Raw genomic sequence first — 19297 nt, 5'->3', positions numbered from 1 at the left:
ATATTAATCAATAGTATAAAAGTCATCGCCAGGCATAGCCCCACCTATTGATTTAGGTTCCTGATCGTAAAGCACCTGCAGATATCCGGAAAGTGCTGTGTTTGCTACATCTCCTGTTATGCAGACGATATTGCATTCAGGAATAGCCTTTGCTGCTATCGGAGCCTTTTCGATGATACCGTATTCAGCTACAAGGTTTGCTGTTCCTTCAACATCTGAAGTAGCCTTTTCCGTACTCTTTTCATGCTCGTCGATAAAAGTTTTCACTTCGTCCGGATGTTCATTTAAGAAGTCTTTTCTTACAACTGTTACACCGGTTATAAGCTTTGAGCCATTAGATACTGCATCCCATTCATCAGTAAGATCAAACACAGCAGAAACATTTTCGTTTTTAGTTGTTGCTACTGTGACAAAAGGCTGGGGAAGAATCGCTATCTTAGTTGCATCCTCCTGAAGAATTGCTGCTATCTCAGTTGCTTCAGACTTAAATTCAATGTTACAGTCATTTACACCGTTTTTATCAAGAAGATATCTGAGCACATACTCAGGTGATGCTCCCTGACCGGTAGAAATAACCGTCTTTCCGGCGAGATCCTTAACACTCTTTACACTATCATCTCCTGTCACACAGTAGAGAACTCCAAGTGTATTGATATCAAGTAAGCGCACACCTCCCTCTGTCTTATTATACAGAACTGATGCCATATTAGCAGGAACAAGGGCAATATCAATATCTCCTGCCACCAGCCCGGCCATAATTTCATCAGGCTGCGTTTTCATATCAAACTGGTAATTTCCAACGGATTCTTCATTTTCAGAATCCTTCATAAGATTAACAAGTCCCATTGTAGTAGGTCCCTTAAGTGAACCTATTCTCACAACAGTAGGATTTGCTGAGTCTGTATTCTCAGAATTCGCTTCATCACTTAATTGTTCCTCAGATGCCTCGGTATTTTCAGTTATATCAGCACTTTGTATTTCCTGTGTATCTTCGCTTTGTACCTCCTGTGCATCTTCGCTTTGTACTTCCTGTGTATCTCCACTTTGTATTTCCTGTGTATCTCCACTTTGCACCTCTTCTTTATTACAGCCGGTAAATACTGTGGCACAAAGAGTTATAATACACAAAACAGATGCGAATTTCTTCATTATTTTTCTCCTATGCAATTAGTTTTATTTATTTTAGCCCATAAACCATTTGATTATAGCATAAATATAACGATCTGCTCAAATATATGTTACACTTCCTCCAGTAAACTGATGAAACCGATATTGTTTCCTCAGTTTATATTTTGTTTATTTGCCATTGACTCCCATAGAGAATATCATAATTTATATAGCACACAACATCATTGCTATAAGTGTAATTTCGAAAGGAATTTTTATGGAAATCCAGGTTTGGGTCGTACAGAATTTTTATGCGTCCTTTATGCTGATAATTGTTCTCATTTTTCAGTCAAAAACCGCAAAGCTGAAAACAGGTCGCATGTACTCAAATATTCTTAAATGCACTCTTGTCCTTATTCTCTCCGAATCAATAGGACGCGTTTTTGAACTGCAAGGTGGTAAATATCTGACAGCAGCTACTATCGCATATGGAATCATGTTTATTCTTGATCCTGTTGATATATTATATGCAGTTCGATATCTCGACTGTTGGATGGATGACAAAAATGAGGAGAAGCGCCAGTTATTCAGAACCGCTTTTCAAATTCTCATCCTTATAAATGCCGTATTTGTATCTATAGATATTATCTTTAGACAAAAGTGGTTCTTTTATTTTGAAAACGATATTTATTACAGAGGAAAGATATATGTTGTCAGAGCTGTGGTGATTGGAGCTTTTGTACTTCTAGTGGGCATATATTCAATAGCATTTAGAAAAAATATCCTTAGTGAGTACAAAAACCTCATATTGGTATTGCCCGCTCTCGCAATTATAGGGGCATTTTTACAAGTAAGATTCGGTTTAATAAATGCTACCTACGCCGGTATTGCAATGGGCTGTCTTATTATATATCTTTCATTCCAAAGTAATGACGTCAACATTGATTACCTCACCGGCGTATACAACAGGCGCGGTCTGGACCTTAAGCTTCAAAGCAAGATACACTCAAGAGGCAGAAATTTTACTGCTATAATGATGGACATCGATCATTTCAAGGAAATCAATGATACTTTAGGTCATGATGAAGGCGATAAAGCCATAAAGATCATGGCAGATGTTCTTATTGATATTTTTGGTCCGGACTCATCTGTCGGAAGATTTGGCGGAGATGAATTCTGTGTTGTTTCAGATAATATTAATACCTTTGAGATAGATAGCAGAATTTCAAATGTAAGAAAAAAATTCAAAAAGTATGGAGCAAAGCGGAAATGGCCCCAGACAGTTGACGTAAGCTGCGGATATGAAATATATCAAAAAGACAGCAATATGTCCCTGGAGGCCTTTTCAGAACATATAGACAAGCTGATGTATACTGAAAAAGAAGCTCATCATATTCAAAGTCTCACTAATACATAAGCAAAATGCAGGTAGTACCTAATATGCAGCACCTAATATACAGTATTTAATAAGCAGTATTAAAATATACATAAAGGGATGTGACATACAAATATCACATCCCTATTTTTGTATCTTAGTGTATTTTCATGTGCCCTGTTTTATTTCTGATCAACACTTATCTCCACAGTACCCAGAGGAATACATATGCACCAATAACAGCTGCAAGTGTGAAAGGAATACCAATTCTTGCAAAATCTTTGAAGCTAACTTCGTAGCCTTCCTTTCTTAACATACCAACACCCGCTATATTGCAGCTTGCACCAACAGGAGTAATGTTTCCTCCAAGTGTAGCTCCGCAAAGAAGCCCGAAGTACAATAGATATGGAGCAATTCCAAGTGATGCTGTTACTCCTTGAAGTACAGGAAGCATTGTAGCAACATAAGGTATATTATCAATAAATGCTGAAATCAGAACTGATCCCCATACAACTATAGTAAACAGCATAAACAGATTGTTTCCACCTGCCTTTACAATAAGACCAGCCAGATCATCTACAAGTCCAACCTCAGTAACACCACCAATAACCATGAAAAGACCTGTAAGAAGAAGAACTGTATCATAGTCCAGGTTCTTTACTACATTCTTGATGCGATTTACATCATGATCCTTTAAGTATTCCCATGCAATTCCAACAAGTGAGCACACAAGGCAGATAACACCGTTTGTTATTTCCGGCTTATTCTGGATAAATGAAGCTCCCATTAGAAGAACAACATGCGCTACCATCATAATTGTAGGAACATAATCCTTCACTACTGTCTTCTCTTCTGCTGATACAGGCTCTTTATCTTTTCTAAAAAGTATCATCATGATTGGAACCGTAAGAAGTGCTCCAAGCTCAACTGCAAAGAAAATTCCGGGTCTTCCGTTCATCCAGAAGAAATCGTTAAAATCCATCTTAGCATAAGCGCCAAGCATAATAGATGTGGTGTCACCAACCAGCGTAGCAGCTCCTTGCAGATTTGATGAGACTGCAATTGATATGATCATTGGAACCGGATTAATCTTTAACTTTTTGCAAATAGCAAGTCCAACAGGAGCAACCATAAGCAGGGTAGCTACATTATCAATAAACGCTGATATCAGTCCTGAAAACAATGACATATAGATTGTAACCCACATTACATTGGGCGCCAGATCCAGAAGATGGTCCGCTATAAGGTTTGGCATCTTTGACTCTATAAAATAATCAACAAGAAGGAGCGTTCCAAAAATCATAAGAAGAACATTCCAGTCAACCGCTGTGGGTATCTGCTTATAGGGAAGAATTCCGGTAATAACATAGATTGCCGCAACTCCGAGAGCAATGTATGCTCTCTTTTTGGGAAATGCGATAAGTCCCACATACATGGCCACAAATAAAATAATTGCAAGTGTTTTCATTTTTATCCTCTCAATAAAGATTTTTATAAGAAATATGCATCAAATAAGCTCAAAATGTTTCATGGCTTTCCATATGCCATCATCATCAAGTGAAGCCGTGATATAATCCGCATATTCTGACAGGTCATGATAGGTACCGCCCATACCGACGCCAATGCCTGCAGCAAGTAACATCTCTTTATCATTGATGCTATCGCCAAAGGCAAAAGTATTAGCTATATCCTCACCAAGGAGCTCACACACCTTCTCAATTCCCACGCCCTTGTTAAAGCCCTTAGGAACCATCTCCACAACTGTATCCGAATGGATCATGTAGTCATAAAGATCGGAAAGCTCATCAAAGCACAAATCCCTGCGATCCATGGAAACGTTTGTTGCACAGGAAAGCTTCTGTATTTCCCATTTTCCCCAACAATCGTCTATTCCACGGAGCTGCTCTCCCATCTCATTTATGACTTTATCGCCATACATGTCACCCTTAAAGTCATCGAGCTCAAGATACAGATGCTTTGGTCCTTCAAGAATAGGTCTGAATCCATAATGCCTGACGGTCTCTACAGTTCTGATAGCATCCTCGGATGATATCAGACGGTTATAAATAGTTTGCCCTCCATATTCTATCATAGTTCCACAGGATGATACTATTCCATCAAAGCCTATTCCAAGAAGTTCTTTGTTTGTAACAAAAGCTCTCGCCCTGCCGGTGTTAATAAAGCATTTGTGCCCATTAGCTCTGGCAGTACGTATAGCCTCTATTGTTTTTTCACTAATCTCGTTTTTGTAATTCCAAAGTGTTCCATCAATATCAAAAAATAAAACCATTAAAATACAACCTTCTTAAAGGACTTCTTGCCCCTCTTAACCATGACCCCATCACCTGCGAAAGTATCCTTGGTATATGTAGTCTTGAAGTCTGTAACCTTCTCATCTCCAAATGTTACGCCACCCTGCTGAACAGCTCTTCTTGCTTCGCTTCTTGTAGGGCAAAGTCCTGAAGAAACAAGTACCTGCAAAATGTCAATAACACCGTCTCTGAAATCCTCTTCCTTAAGATTAACTGCAGGTACATTCGCAAGATCTCCGCCTCCTGCAAACAGAGCCTTAGCTCCATCCTGTGCCTTCTGGGCTTCATCTTTGCCATGTACAAGTTCTGTAAGCTGGAATGCAAGAATTTCCTTCTTCTCATTGATTCTGGAGTCATCCCATTTCTCCATCTCCTCGATTTCTTCTATAGGAAGGAAAGTGAGCATCTTAAGGCACTTGTCAACGTCAGCATCGCCAACATTTCTCCAGTACTGATAAAAGTCATAGGGTGAAGTCTTTTCAGGATCAAGCCAAACAGCATTACCTGCTGTCTTACCCATTTTTTTACCCTGAGAGTCTGTAAGCAGAGTAATTGTCATGGCATGTGCATCCTTACCAAGCTTTCTTCTGATAAGCTCTGTACCGCCAAGCATATTACTCCACTGATCATCACCACCAAATTCAAGATTACAGTTGTACTTCTGGAACATGTAATAGAAGTCGTAAGACTGCATAATCATGTAGTTAAACTCAAGGAATGAGAGTCCTTTCTCCATTCTCTGCTTGTAGCACTCTGCACGAAGCATATTATTTACTGAGAAGCATGCTCCAACCTCTCTGAGAAGCTCGATATAATTAAGGTTCATGAGCCAGTCGGCATTATTAACCATCATAGCCTTGCCTTCACCAAAATCGATGAACTTTTCCATCTGCTTTTTAAAGCACTCAGCGTTGTGATCAATATCTTCTCTTGTAAGCATCTTTCTCATATCTGTTCTGCCGGAAGGATCACCTATCATAGTTGTACCGCCGCCAATGAGAGCGATAGGCTTATTCCCTGCCTCCTGAAGTCTCTTCATGAGTGTAAGTGCCATAAAATGGCCTGCTGTAAGAGAATCAGCTGTACAGTCAAAGCCGATATAGAATGTTGCCTTTCCTGTGTTCACAAGCTCTCTTATCTGCTCTTCATCAGTAACCTGAGCTATAAGTCCTCTTCTCTGTAGTTCTTCATAAATCTGCATATTGCACCTCCGTTTTTTTCGCGGGGACGTTTGATTTTTGCGAATTACTCTCACAAAAAACGTCCTCCGCAATCATTTATAGATTACGAAGGACGGAATCTTATCCGTGTTACCACCTTCATTTACATGAAACTCGCGCTTCATGCCTCAGCAAGTACTCCGTTCTAGTTCTTTTGAGCTTACAAATAATCCATAAATCACTATACAATATTTAGCTCAAAACAAAAATCACTTCATACTCTTCCACACTTTCGCAGGGATCGCGTCACGGCTTACTAAGCATCACTCAAAATCAGTAGCTATTCTTCCATGCAGCTCCCGGAGGTATTCATCAAGTGACCAAATCCCGCGCCTCTCACCAACCGGCAGCTCTCTGTGGCTGTATCACCAAACTACTTATTCCGTTCATAGCCTTTAATGAATAATTATCAATATTTTGAAGCTTTTGTCAAGAAACAAATGATGTCCCATCTTCAATTGATAGCAGTAATGACTTCCTTATATATAACGAAATAGGGATTAGTATTTATCTATACTAATCCCTAATTACTTACTGAAGTCTGGTAGCTACAATATTCTTTTTGTTTCCGCCAAATCCTGCAGCATTGAATGTGCACTGTCCATTGCTATAGGCATAACTTTTGCTCCAGCTGGGCTGTCCCTTCTTAAGACCTGCAATACCGAAATATACGTCAGTTGCATTAACAGAAACACCTATTGTCATTTTGTAACGTACGCTTTTAGCATATTCTATTCTCTGATGATATCTAATGAAGCCCTGTGTGTATGTTCCCTTTGCCTTATATACACTGCTGGATTTCTCTATCGTGGAATAACTAGGTGCTATAGCAGCAAGTGAACCATTCACGTCCTGACCGGCCTTATTAGTAAGAACCCATGAAAAGCTGTTAAAATTATCAAGTCCCTTCTTCTTACATTCTCTACCTACTCCAACAGCATCAGCAGATGTAAGCTTAGGATTCTTTACAGTCATATCTACATAGTAAAGATTTAATCCATATGCAGTACCCAAGCAACGTTTTTCATTGATGGAAACCTTAGCCTTGCTTCCCTTAGCGCCTTTATAAAGCTTAGTCTGTACCTTCTTAGTCTGACCAACTTCAACTGTTGTTATTTTTGCTGCAGCCTCTACTGTCTGAGGCATTGCTGTGAATGTAATTGCGCATGCAAGTACCATTCCTGCAAGTGTTTTCAATACTTTTCTCATTTTTTCTTCCCTTTCCTCTCTTGAGACCATGATCTGACATATCGATAAGCCCCTCACTTATCTGCAGATCCGTTCCCTAAACTTTACGTGCGTTATCTATAATAACATATTCTTTCAAAAAATGTAACAATAACCGAAATTCTTTTTCATATCATTTTCTATGCATACCAAAGAATTACGTATTAAAAATAGAACCGATGATTCCTTTTTCAGATCACCGGTTCCATTCATATGCTTAAATAAATTAGGTCAAATATCTATTCCGCGAAATTTCTAAATTACTTTATTGCTATAGACTTAAGACCAACCTTAGTAAACTTATTTCTATAGGACTTTACGCACTTCTTGGGGCTCTTTACATAGAATCCCTTTGCATCTTTGCCAAATGCTTTCTTTCCAAAGGATTTTATTCTTGATGAATTGATCTTAACCTTCTTAAGCTTCTGGCATTTATAAAAAGCCTGTTTTCCAATAGTAGCTACATTAGAACCTATAGTTACATTCTTTGCCTTTTTATCGCCCATCATAAAATTCTCAGCTATATCAGTTACGCCTAAGTTATAGCCGCCATAGTTTACATAATCAGGAATATTTACATTCTTAACTGATTTTGTGAGATTCAAGGCACTAAGCTTGCCTGAAGCGTGATTGATTCTGTATCTTATGCCGTTGCTCTCAAGCTGAGCACCAACAATAAATGCAGCTGTAGGAGCAGCATTTACTTTGTTAGTTGTAACAATCGGAAGGCCTGAGTATACAATAGTTACTTCAAATACACTGTCACCGTTTCCTTCTCTTCCATCAATAACAAGCTCGCATTCCTGAATGTATTCTTTAGCACTACTTTCAGCAAAAGGTCTCATACTTTCAGGAAGTGCATTTGCCTTCATTATTCTGTCTGCAAAAGAATCCTTTGAAACAATATATTTGCCATAACCTGTTGCCCCATTACCGGCGCTAAGAGTTCTTTTAAGGCCCTTAGAAGTATTGCTGATAGCCTGATACGGATTCTGTGACAAAACAACATTGCTGCTATATAAACAATCGAGATCCGGACCATATATCATCATAGTGGAACTGAGCATCTGAGCATCTTTGTATTCCTTAGTGTACTCAACTGTACCATTCCTTGAAATTTTTCCACTTTTTGCTGATAAATCAATAGTAACAGATTTGCCATTACTAAGGTCTACCGTATAAGCTCTGTTTGCAGCTTTTGCTGAAATCGAATTAAAGCCAAGTACCCCCGCTGCAATTAAAATAGCGCATGCTGCAGTTGTAATAACCTTGCATGCGCTTTGTTTTATAATTCTCTTCATTTACTAAATCCTCCCAAAATCTTTTTTCAACAAACGATATTTTGCCACATTTTGAGCGATTTAGTCAACAATTCTTGATGTATCTTAAGAAATCCTTAATGTGTTTTTTATAAAAATTTAATCAGTTACAGAACCGGCAATAACAAACCCCTTCTTTGAGCTGCCATAGCCTCCCTTGATGTAACTAATTTTGCCATTTTTATATTTAGTATCTTTAGATTTACTAACCTGTCCATTCTTAAGACCTGCAATACCAATATATATACCGGTCTGTCCATGAGGAACAAGTACCTCATATTTTACAACCTCTTTCTTTACCCAATCATTAATATAATAAATATGGCGGCCTTGCTTAGCCTTTATAGTTTTCTTGGAGGATGAAAGTGCCATATCCACATTTGCATTAAAAATGCCACCATCATCCACAGTATTTCCATTTGCATCTATTGCCACAATCGTAAAATCATTAACTTTAGTATTCTTTTTAACAGACTCACTAACTGATTTTATAATATCAGTATTTGACAGCTTTGGTCTTTTTAAAGTAACTACTACTTCATAGCAATCATATACCTTCTGCCCATCATTTGTTTTTCTCACATAATTAAGCTTGGTAGAAGTCATTTTAAATGTAGCTTTTTTAGCCGGACCGCCTTTATAGTACACTGCCTTTACACTACCGGATCGGCTTTTTGTAACTTTCACTCCGGCAGCCTGAGCCTTAACAGGTGCAAAAGTAAATGCAACTACCAGTGCAAGTGTCAATGCCACCATTTGTTTAAGTATTTTTTTCATTTTACACCCCCGTAAATAAGAAAATTGTTAGTTGATATTTATTTTACCACCCCTGCATATCATTTTCATCCTTTTTGTCCCTGCACATGAGATCCATTACAGCTTCGCCTGCAGGCTTGTTATTAAAAAGAACTTCATTTACCTGCTCTACGATAGGCATTTCCACCTCGTATTTCTTCGCAAGAGCAAGTGCAGCGGCAGCACTGTTAACACCCTCTACTACCATTTTCACTTCCCTTGTTGCTTCATCCACAGTTTTGCCCTGTCCGATGAGAATTCCGGCTCTCCTGTTTCTGGAGTGCATTGAAGCACAGGTCACAACAAGGTCTCCAATCCCGGAAAGGCCTGAAAATGTCTCATAATCTCCTCCCATGGCAGCACCAAGCCTGGACATCTCTGCTATGCCTCTTGTGATAAGAGCCGCCTTGGCGTTATCTCCATACCCAAGGCCATCACACACACCTGCAGCAAGTGCGATAACATTCTTAAGAGCCGCTCCTATCTCTATTCCCAACATATCAGGACTTGTATAAACTCTGAAGGTATCCGCCATAAAGGCATCTTGAACCCTCTTTGCAGATTCCTTTGAAAAGGCGCTTACTACAATTGTAGTCGGAAGATCTTTACCAACCTCCTCAGCATGTGAAGGTCCTGAAAGAACAGCCACATCCCTTCCCGGGAGAACATCAAGAATGACATCAGACATGAGCATAAGAGATCCTGCTTCTATGCCCTTTGCACAGTTAACTATAATCTGATGTTTCTCGTCTTCGCTTGAAAGATAAGGTTTCATCTTTTCGCAAACTTCACGGATAGCAACTGATGGAACAGTTATAACTATCATGTCCTTATCCCTGACAGCATTCTCAAGATTATCTGTAATCTTGATCGAACCATCAATAATAACTCCGGGAAGCTTGTCCTTATCCTCCCTCTCAGTTTTAAGTTTCTCTGCCGATTCTCTGCTTCTCGCCCAAATAGTAACGTTCGCGCCGTTTTTCCAAAGTCTCCTGGCAAGTGCTATTCCCCAGCTACCGGAGCCAATGACAGCTATTTCATTGTTGTCCAAAACATCCTCCTGTATTTTCAAGTAAATAAATCAGTCTTTATCAGTGACAAAATATTGTTTTTTAATCCACTTTATTCTTTTTCCAGATATAGGTCTTTCTCTCTTCGCCCTTAAGCAGTCTGCCAATATTGGTTCTGTGCTGGTAAAATGCAAGTGCAGTCATTGCAAAGGCTATTATATAAATTTCAATAAGATTGGCCTGTGATATGTTGCCAAGCAGTCCCATCTGTCCTTCTACTATAAGCTGAATAAAAAATACAGCATAAAGGCATAGTGAACCCAGCGATACGTAATGTGTAATATTAAAAGGAATAAGGAATGATAATAATCCACCGATTATAAAGGTCCATTTAAATGCAACTATATAACCTGCAGTACATGCAATACCCTTTCCACCCCTGAAGTTTGTGTAAAATGGAAAGTCATGACCTAAAACACATCCTGCAGCTGTATATATTTTCAATAAATACTTCATATCAGAGTAACTGTCCCCCAATATCATTCTGCATATAACTGATGAAACCAGTACGGCAGCTATGCACTTAAGCATATCTGCAAAAAGAACTGTAAATCCCGCTTTCGGTCCAAGTGCCCTTAATGTATTTGTAGTTCCTGCGTTGCCGCTACCGACACTTCTGATATCCACTCCCTTCATATTGCAGTAAATAACTGCAGACTGAATAAGGCCAAATGCATAGCCTATAAGTAAACATATCCCCCTAGTTAGCATGGTAATACTCCTCGATTTTCATTATTTTGTCTTATCATTCTTCCTCTCACGGATTATGAATTTCAAAGGTGTTCCCTTGAATCCGAATGAGGCACGGATCTGATTTTCTATATATCTTGTATATGAAAAATGCATCAGCTTTTTATCATTTACAAATATTACAAAGGTCGGTGGCTTAACAGCTGCCTGGGTAATGTAGTAAAGCTTAAGCATCTTACCTTTATCTGACGGTGGCTGCTGCATAACAACTGCCTGCATCATGATCTCATTGAGTACACCAGTTGCAACTCTCATCGCATGGTTCTCACTTACTGCATCTATCATGTCATAGAGCTTTACAAGTCTCTGTCCGGTCTCAGCAGATATGAAAATGATCTCAGCATATGGCATGAATGAAAGAGTGTTTCTCACATCCTTTGTAAATTCATTTACTGTCTTGTTATCCTTTTCAATAAGATCCCACTTATTTACAGCAATGATAATGCCCTTTCCTCTGTCATGGGCAATTCCCGCTATCTTGGCATCCTGCTCAGTTACACCCTCATCAGCGTTTATGACTATTACCGCAACATCAGCACGTTCAACAGCAGTCACGGTTCTGAGGATCATAAACTCCTCGAGCTTTTCTTTGACCTTGTTTTTTCTTCTAAGGCCTGCAGTATCGATAAATGTATACTTTTTGCCGTTATATTTTACTTCAGTATCAATTGCATCTCTTGTTGTTCCGGCAACATCAGATACGATAAGTCTGTTCTCGCCGCAAAGTCTGTTGATTATTGAGCTCTTACCAACATTGGGCTTACCTATAACCGCTACTCTTATAGAGTCATCCTCTTCCTCTTCGCCGTCTGTGGCCGTAAAATTCTTGGTCACTTCTTCGAGAAGATCACCTATGCCCTGCTTATTTGCAGCGCTGATAGGGAAAGGCTCACCAATTCCAAGATTATAGAATTCATATACATCCATAGAATCTCTCTTGAAGCTGTCAACCTTGTTAACGCAAAGAACAACAGGCTTTCTGGATTTTCTAAGCATATCCGCAACCTGAGAATCAGCATCAGTAAGCCCCTGCTTTACATCACACATAAAAATAATGACATCAGCAGTTTCTATGGCTATCTCAGCTTGGTCTCTCATCTGAGCCAGAATAGTATCATTTGTATCAGGCTCAATACCGCCTGTATCCACCAGTGTAAAACTGTAATTAAGCCATTCCACATCCTGGTATATCCTGTCTCGTGTAACACCGGGTGTGTCCTCAACTATGGAAATATTTTTGCCGGCTACAGCATTAAAAAGTGTGCTTTTTCCGACATTGGGTCTTCCAACAACCGCAACTATGTTTTTTCTCTTCATATTCAATCGTCCTCAATAATTATGCTATCAGTTTTTATACTTAAAAAATCATTTTATCCAAAGTAAATCTCGTACAAAAAGGACATCTCATTATTATTCATCAAAGAGCAATCCTCTGATAAAGTCCATTCCACCACTTTTTATAATTCTAACCTTAACGCCAAGCTCTCTTTCAATATCACACACTCTGACATCATCAAGCAGATAATCCTCCCCTGCTCTCAGAACGTTTTGAGGTAAAATAAGTACATCTCCCAGCTTTTGTCCTTTGAGCTGTGCAATAATATCCCTACCGGTAAGAAGTCCCGTAACCGTGATCCTCTCGCCAAAAAAATTATTGGTTATCTCATGGACATGCACCTTAAGATTCGGTATAACTTCCATAAGCTTATCAGACATCTCACAAATATAAGGATAAATGAGCTTACCACTTGCTGTGGATGCTTCACCTGAAAACGTATTTAAATCTATGCCATCAAGCCCGTTTTTCTTAATATCTTCAAGAGATTCATAAAACTCATCCAGCAAGAGTCTTACCATTCCGACTCCGTTCTCTAGCTGTCCGTAGTCATCATATATGTCAGCGTCAGGTATAGGAAGTCCTGCAATCATGTACCACTCATCCGATGCATGAACAAAATGATCGCCGTATTCCTTATAGGATTTGTCCTGCCAGAACTCTATCTCCTCTATCACCTTCCTTGCGTCATCTCTCTCAAAGGGTTCAAGGGGATACAGACCTTCTCTATATTTTGACAAACCTACCGGGACCACCGATACACTCTTAAGATTAGGTCTGTAATTGTACAAATCCGTAAGAGATCTGTGGAGTTCTGCGCCGTCATTTACATCCTTGCACAGAACTATCTGGCCGTTTAGCTCTATTCCGCTTCCTTCTGCGCATAACTTATCAACCTTTTTTAATGCTTCACCCGCAAAGCGGTTATTCAGCATTTTGCAACGCAGTTCGGGATTAGTAGTCTGAAAAGATACATTGATGGGCGATAAGTGATATTTAAGAATTCTGTCGATATCATCATCACTCATATTAGTCAGCGTGACATAGTTCCCCTGCAAAAATGACAGTCTCGCGTCATCGTCTTTAAAGTACAATGTATCTCTCATCCCCGGAGGCATCTGATCTATAAAGCAAAAAATGCACTTGTTGCAACAGGACCTGTAATCATCCATAAGTCCATTATCGAACTCGATGCCAAGATCCTCATCATAATACTTTTCGATATCAAGCTCCCACTCCTCGCCATCAGGCTTCCTTATAAGGAGCGTCAGTTCCTCATCCTGAACCATGTACTGATAATCAAAAATATCTTTTATGGGCGTATCGTTTATTGCAAGCAAACGATCCCCGGCAGCAATCTCCATCTCTTCAGCTATGCTTCCGGGTTCAACCTTTTTAATTAAATGTCCTTCTTTATTCATAATAGTGATTGTATCATATTTTAGGTTAATTACCTAACCTCATTTTTAAACCTCATTTTTAAGTTACCTTATCTTGACGTATAAGCATATGATACAATAATATAGTAGCGTAAAAAAATCTATATATTTTTGTTAGGAGATAAAATGCCTGATTTTCATAAGTTAGATTCATCTATGCCTGTTGCTCCCCTTGCTCTTATTGTTATGGAAAGTGCTAAGGAGCTCGGCGAACTTGTTAATTCACATCTCGTGTCCTTTAGACATGATCTGCACGATACCCCGGGTAATGATCCTGCATTTCAGGGTTATGTCCGTGATGACTACAGAGTTAAATACTCCAATCCCCGCTTTGGAAGTGGTGAGAGCAAAGCTCAGATGAAAGAGTCTGTTCGCGGCAGAGATGTTTTCATCCTCACTGATGTCATGAATCATAGCATGACCTACAAGATGTTCGGATATGATAACTATTACTCCCCTGATGATCACTATCAGGATCTTAAGAGAGTCATAGCTGCCATAAATGGTAAAGCAAGAAGAATAAACATCATAATGCCCTTCCTGTACGAAGGCAGACAGCACAACAAGAATAATCGCGAATCTCTTGATGCTGCTGTAATGTTTGCAGAGCTTTACAAGATGGGTATCAGTAACTTTATCACCTTCGACGCTCACGACCCCAGAATTTCAAATGCCGCACCTATTTCCGGCTTTGACAACTTCATGGCATCTCCGCAGTTCATGAAGGCGCTTATTTCAGAGATCGATGATCTTACAGTTGATAAAGAGCATCTAACTGTAATAAGCCCAGATGAGGGAGCTCTTGACCGCGCGGTTTACTTTTCAAACGTATTAAATGTTGATACAGGAATGTTCTACAAGAGACGTGATTACAGTAAGGTCGTTAATGGTTCCAACCCCATAGTGGCTCATGAATATCTTGGATCTTCCATCGACGGCAAGGATGTTATCATAATTGATGATATGATTTCTTCCGGGTCCAGTATGATAGACACCTCCCGCCAGCTCAAGAAGAAAGGTGCTAAGAGAGTATTTATCTGCACCACCTTCGGTCTTTTCACCAATGGCATCGAGGTATTCGATGAAGGTTATGAAAAGGGCGACTTCGATGCTCTTATTACCACCAACCTGATATATCAGAATCCTGAATTTGTGAAAAGAGAATATTACCATGTGGCGGATATGAGTAAGTTCATGGCGACAATCATTGATTTCATGAATCATGATAATTCACTCAGCAATGTAATCACACCTACAGAAAAGCTCCACAGTATTCTTGAAAAGTACAATTCAAGAACTGCAAAAACTGAAGACTTATTTGATTAAAATTTTAGCCCCGGTCACTGACCGGGGCTTTCCGTTATAACTGTTTTCCTATTTACTCCTGTTTTTCTGAAGCAGGATTTCCGTTACTGAATTTCCCAGTTTCAAATGTCACATTGGCCTTAAACAGATCACCATCAAGAATAATCTCAAACTCTCCGCCCATAGCCGTGGTAAGGCTTTTTGCTATTGAAAGTCCAAGTCCTGAGCCCTCGGTGCTTCTTGAGATATCTCCTCTTATGAATCTCTCAGTCAGCTCCTCCGCTTTAATGTTAAGCTCATTCTTGGAAATATTCTTAACAGAGAATACAGCCTTGTGTACATCATTATCCATGTCCAAAACAACAAGATCCATATACACTCTCGTGCTGGGAAGGGCATATTTGCATACATTATTAAACAGATTCTCAATAACTCTGTAGAGCTGTCTCGGATCGGCATGAATATAAACATCATACTTATCACATTTTAATATAGGCACAAGGTCGAAGCTGTCGAACTTTTCGTAAAACTCGCCCAAAACCTGATTCACAAATTCTGCATAATTGAGCTCAACAATATTCAGAGTTATGTTGCCGGAGGAAATCTTGGAGGCCTCTACAAGATCCTCAGTAAGCTGTCTGAGTCTCTGCGATTTATTATCAAGGATTCTGATATATTCACAGATTTTAGGATCGTCGATATTTTCGCGTTTCAATAAGTCAACATAGTTGATTATTGAAGTAAGAGGCGTCTTAATATCATGGGATACATTTGTAATAAGATCTGCCTTTAGCTTTTCATCTCTCATGCTTCGATTGACCGCTTCCTCAACTGATGAGGAAATATTATTTAGTTCCTCACCAAAATATATATTAGCGCCATGAAGCTTACTCACATCAATTTTAACATCAATCTCACCTTTACCAATTCTCTGAAGTGCATCAAGAATTGTAAACTTGTCCCTGTTCAGATTGATGATATAAATTGCTATGGCTATATCCGTAACGACCACTATTACAATGCCTACAAAATTCCACCTGATAATCAGGTAAAGGTGCAGCACCGCAGATAAAAGATAGGGAACAACCGTCCTTACAAAGAGGTTCTGCTTAAGAGTCATCTTATCAAAGATCTTCTGGATAAAATCCAGGATCATCTTGAGGAATGACGTCTTATACAGACAATTGGCCTTCACTCTTCTTATAGCACTGTATACCGCATAGCCTAAAGCATTATCCGCTATAAAAGTGAGTCCCCCGGCAAGTACAGACATATTCAGTGTATTACCGTTTATGGAAGCATAGTTATTGATTGCAAATTGGAATAATCCAAACATTATGCCAAACACAGCTGCAGAAAAAAGAATTACAAGTTCTATCGGAATAAGGTCCACTCGCTCTATTCCGCCAACAGTTCCGTCTGCATATTCAATTCTGCCCTCATAGATTGCCAGATGAGCAAATACAACAACATACACCATAGCAAAGAAAGCTATTATCATGTGAAGCTGTCTGTAGTATGGCATGTATCTGTTAAAAGCTTCTTTTCCTACTCTGAAATCGTCAATATTTGCAGTTTTATTAACATCTACTGCAAAGTAGAACTTCATCTGATCAGGATAAGTATATTGAAAATTTCCAAGAAGCTGTCTTAATGTATCCTCATCAATCTGGGTATTGGTAGAATATTCTATATCATATGGACAATAGTAAATATAACGTCCGTATGATTTAAATACATCTTTCAGGTTCAACCCGTTTGTTCCGCTTTTAAGGGACTCAACGTTAGTAAATACCTCTGTCCTGGCATTTATTGTTCTTGTAATATAATATCTTAAATTTGTCTTATAAAAAGAATATTTATCTACATACTCCACATAGCGGTCATAGCAGGCTGCCATCGTTGAAGCTGTCTCTGTTATGTTTCCACATAGCTCATTATACTCATCCCAGTCCGATACAATGTCCTCTATGGATTCATCGTTTATTGTCTTGTATCTTGGAACAAGAACTGTATGGAATCCTGCTCCATCCTTGTCAGCTTCCTTTACATTTGTTCTTACTGTATTGCTTTCAAGCTGCGAATTCAAAAAGGCATTCATACCACCTTCAACATTATTCTTCATAAGATGGGTATAAACAGTAGTATCTGCCAGGTAATTCTTACTCTCTGTAGTTGTAAAATTTACATCCTCATACTCAAATCCGTTCTGAGACCACTTAATAAGATTGGATACAGGGTAAACAGCTGTAATATAGTCCGACTGCAGAACACTGTTTCTATTGATAAAAGCCGTAACATCGATGCTTTTATTGCCGTCATAGACACCATCAGTCTCAAAAAGAGTCTGATATGCAGAAAGTTCAACCGCTTCTCTCAGATTATTTTTGAATATATCATTAAAGAGTCTCGAATCAGCATAAGACACTCCACTGTCTTCATTTTGCAGATTATAAACATGCCCATCCGAGCCTTTAAATGAGGAGCCTTTATATATATAAAATATAAGTGCTACCACTATGGCTAAACATATATGCATGAATATTCTGAGAATAAATCTGCTGATTCGTGACATAGTTTTATATCTAAATATTTTTTCAGTCATGATCAATCCTCAGTATCTATCTTGTAGCCAACTCCCCATACAACCTTCAGGTATTTTGGATTCTTGGGATCTATCTCAATTTTCTCTCTTATATGTCTGATATGAACTGCAACAGTATTATCAACAGATACTGCATTCTCATTCCAGATATTTTCATAAATCTGGTTTATTGAAAATACCTTACCTTTATTTTTCAGCAAAAACATAAGAATATTGTACTCAATTTTCGTAAGCTTGACTTCTTCACCATCAACAGTAACCGACTTCGAATTGTCATTAAGGACAAGTCCGCCTGCCTGGAAAACAAATTCATCATTACCCTCTTTGTTATCGGCATTTCCAAGCTGTGTATATCTGCGAAGGTTAGACTTAACTCTTGCCACAAGCTCCAGCGGATTAAAAGGTTTTGTAACGTAATCATCAGCGCCTATATTCAAGCCCAAAATCTTATCTGCATCCTCTGACTTTGCAGAAAGAATGATTATCGGAATAGAGCTTTGCTCTCTGATCTTCATGGTGCACTGAATACCATCCATAACAGGCATCATTATATCTATAATTGCTGCGTGAATCTCATTTTTTCGCACAATCTCCAAAGCTTCGAGACCATTATAAGCCTTAAACACGTTGATGCCTTCCTGTTTAAGATATATGTCAATCGCCTCAACTATTTCCTTATCATCATCACAAACCAGTACGTTTTGCACTTTATAATCCTCCTAAAAAAATCAAAATAATCCTTGTCTTGATGGAATATATGCAAAAGCATTTTTATGCCATCTTATATGAATCATCGATGTTTCGTCAACCATTATGGCGACAACGTCATATCTGACAGCAGTATCTGTGCTCATTCCATAGCGCTTCATATAAAAATCAGAAACGCGGCAGATTATCCTTTGCTTTCGATAATCAACCGCTTCCTCCGCCTCCCCATAGCGGGAACCTGTCCTATATTTAACTTCTATAAATGAAAGGTATTTGCCATCCTTAGCAACTATATCTATCTCACCGGATCTGCTCCTGAAATTCCTACATATTATTGTAGCACCATTTTCACATATATAGTCACAAGCAAGCCCTTCATAATATGCTCCGATCTGTCTTTTATTCATAAATTATTTTGCATGTTACTTAGCCTGTATCTTATCCATCGCATCCACAAATACCAGGATCTCCGCAACAACTTCATATAGCTCAGGCGGGATCATCTCACCTATTTCCAGTTTGGAGAGCGTATCTGCCAACTTGCTATCTTCATGAACAGGAATATCCTGCTCCTTTGCAGCATCAATTATTTTTTCAGCTACAAGCCCCTGTCCACTTGCTATGACGCGAGGAGCCCCATCTTCATTCGGATCATAAGCAAGAGCTATAGCTTGCTTAGGCTTACCATCTTTTGCTTTTCCCTTTTCACTACTTAAGTCTGCCATATCT

Annotated in this window: 17 protein-coding genes; 2 read left to right on the top strand and 15 right to left on the bottom strand. The window is 39.0% G+C overall.

Annotated elements, in window-relative coordinates:
* Nucleotides 1-3: 3 nt before the first annotated feature.
* On the bottom strand, nt 4-1149 hold the full coding sequence (locus ACHCNF_RS00980) for an ABC transporter substrate-binding protein (RefSeq protein WP_408070936.1): 1146 nt from the start codon (nt 1147-1149) through the stop codon (nt 4-6).
* Nucleotides 1150-1384: 235 nt separating this feature from the next.
* On the opposite strand from ACHCNF_RS00980, the gene ACHCNF_RS00975 reads away from it, so the two are divergent.
* Nucleotides 1385-2524, top strand: a complete 1140-nt coding sequence (locus tag ACHCNF_RS00975) for a diguanylate cyclase domain-containing protein (RefSeq protein WP_408070935.1) — start codon at nt 1385-1387, stop codon at nt 2522-2524.
* 157 nt (nt 2525-2681) lie between these two features.
* Here ACHCNF_RS00975 and ACHCNF_RS00970 read toward each other — a convergent pair whose 3' ends face one another.
* The 10 genes from ACHCNF_RS00970 to ACHCNF_RS00925 form a co-directional block, all read right to left on the bottom strand.
* Nucleotides 2682-3950 (bottom strand): ArsB/NhaD family transporter, encoded by a 1269-nt coding sequence (locus ACHCNF_RS00970; protein WP_408070934.1) that lies wholly within the window; start codon nt 3948-3950, stop codon nt 2682-2684.
* A gap of 39 nt (nt 3951-3989) precedes the next feature.
* Entirely contained in the window at nt 3990-4772 is a 783-nt protein-coding gene (locus ACHCNF_RS00965) for an HAD hydrolase family protein (RefSeq protein ID WP_408070933.1), read from the bottom strand.
* On the bottom strand, nt 4772-5995 hold the full coding sequence (tyrS, locus tag ACHCNF_RS00960; RefSeq protein ID WP_408070932.1) for a tyrosine--tRNA ligase: 1224 nt from the start codon (nt 5993-5995) through the stop codon (nt 4772-4774). Before tyrS ends, ACHCNF_RS00965 begins: the two co-directional genes overlap by 1 nt.
* 550 nt (nt 5996-6545) lie before the next feature.
* Nucleotides 6546-7223 (bottom strand): hypothetical protein, encoded by a 678-nt coding sequence (locus tag ACHCNF_RS00955; protein ID WP_408070931.1) that lies wholly within the window; start codon nt 7221-7223, stop codon nt 6546-6548.
* A 278-nt stretch (nt 7224-7501) separates the two neighbouring features.
* A complete protein-coding gene (locus ACHCNF_RS00950; RefSeq protein ID WP_408070930.1) occupies nt 7502-8542 on the bottom strand; it encodes a leucine-rich repeat protein in 1041 nt (346 codons plus the stop codon).
* Between the two features lie 117 nt (nt 8543-8659).
* Nucleotides 8660-9337, bottom strand: a complete 678-nt coding sequence (locus tag ACHCNF_RS00945) for a hypothetical protein (RefSeq protein ID WP_408070929.1) — start codon at nt 9335-9337, stop codon at nt 8660-8662.
* Nucleotides 9338-9380: 43 nt separating this feature from the next.
* Entirely contained in the window at nt 9381-10406 is a 1026-nt protein-coding gene (locus ACHCNF_RS00940) for an NAD(P)H-dependent glycerol-3-phosphate dehydrogenase (protein ID WP_408070928.1), read from the bottom strand.
* Between the two features lie 61 nt (nt 10407-10467).
* Complete coding sequence (locus ACHCNF_RS00935; RefSeq protein WP_408070927.1) at nt 10468-11136, bottom strand: glycerol-3-phosphate acyltransferase; 669 nt, start codon at nt 11134-11136, stop codon at nt 10468-10470.
* Nucleotides 11137-11157: 21 nt separating this feature from the next.
* Entirely contained in the window at nt 11158-12492 is a 1335-nt protein-coding gene (gene der, locus ACHCNF_RS00930; protein WP_408070926.1) for a ribosome biogenesis GTPase Der, read from the bottom strand.
* 93 nt (nt 12493-12585) lie between these two features.
* A complete protein-coding gene (locus ACHCNF_RS00925; protein ID WP_408070925.1) occupies nt 12586-13932 on the bottom strand; it encodes a DUF512 domain-containing protein in 1347 nt (448 codons plus the stop codon).
* Between the two features lie 144 nt (nt 13933-14076).
* On the opposite strand from ACHCNF_RS00925, the gene ACHCNF_RS00920 reads away from it, so the two are divergent.
* Entirely contained in the window at nt 14077-15276 is a 1200-nt protein-coding gene (locus ACHCNF_RS00920) for a ribose-phosphate pyrophosphokinase (protein WP_408070924.1), read from the top strand.
* Between the two features lie 52 nt (nt 15277-15328).
* Here ACHCNF_RS00920 and ACHCNF_RS00915 read toward each other — a convergent pair whose 3' ends face one another.
* Genes ACHCNF_RS00915 through ACHCNF_RS00900 form a run of 4 tightly spaced genes read right to left on the bottom strand, consistent with a single transcriptional unit; the run spans nt 15329 to nt 19293 of the window.
* Nucleotides 15329-17860, bottom strand: coding sequence for a sensor histidine kinase (locus tag ACHCNF_RS00915; RefSeq protein ID WP_408070923.1), 2532 nt, complete (start codon nt 17858-17860; stop codon nt 15329-15331).
* 2 nt (nt 17861-17862) lie between these two features.
* Nucleotides 17863-18567: a response regulator transcription factor gene (locus tag ACHCNF_RS00910; RefSeq protein ID WP_408070922.1), complete on the bottom strand. Its 705-nt coding sequence runs from the start codon at nt 18565-18567 to the stop codon at nt 17863-17865.
* A gap of 21 nt (nt 18568-18588) precedes the next feature.
* A complete protein-coding gene (locus tag ACHCNF_RS00905) occupies nt 18589-18975 on the bottom strand; it encodes a YraN family protein (protein WP_408070921.1) in 387 nt (128 codons plus the stop codon).
* A gap of 15 nt (nt 18976-18990) precedes the next feature.
* The gene (locus ACHCNF_RS00900) at nt 18991-19293 is read right to left on the bottom strand and encodes an EscU/YscU/HrcU family type III secretion system export apparatus switch protein (RefSeq protein ID WP_408070920.1); all 303 of its coding nucleotides are present in this window, start codon (nt 19291-19293) and stop codon (nt 18991-18993) included.
* Nucleotides 19294-19297: the final 4 nt, after the last annotated feature.

Source organism: Butyrivibrio sp. NATIVEDY162 (assembly GCF_045999815.1).
Lineage (GTDB): Bacteria > Bacillota > Clostridia > Lachnospirales > Lachnospiraceae > Butyrivibrio.
This window is presented reverse-complemented; position numbering and strand designations above follow the sequence as displayed.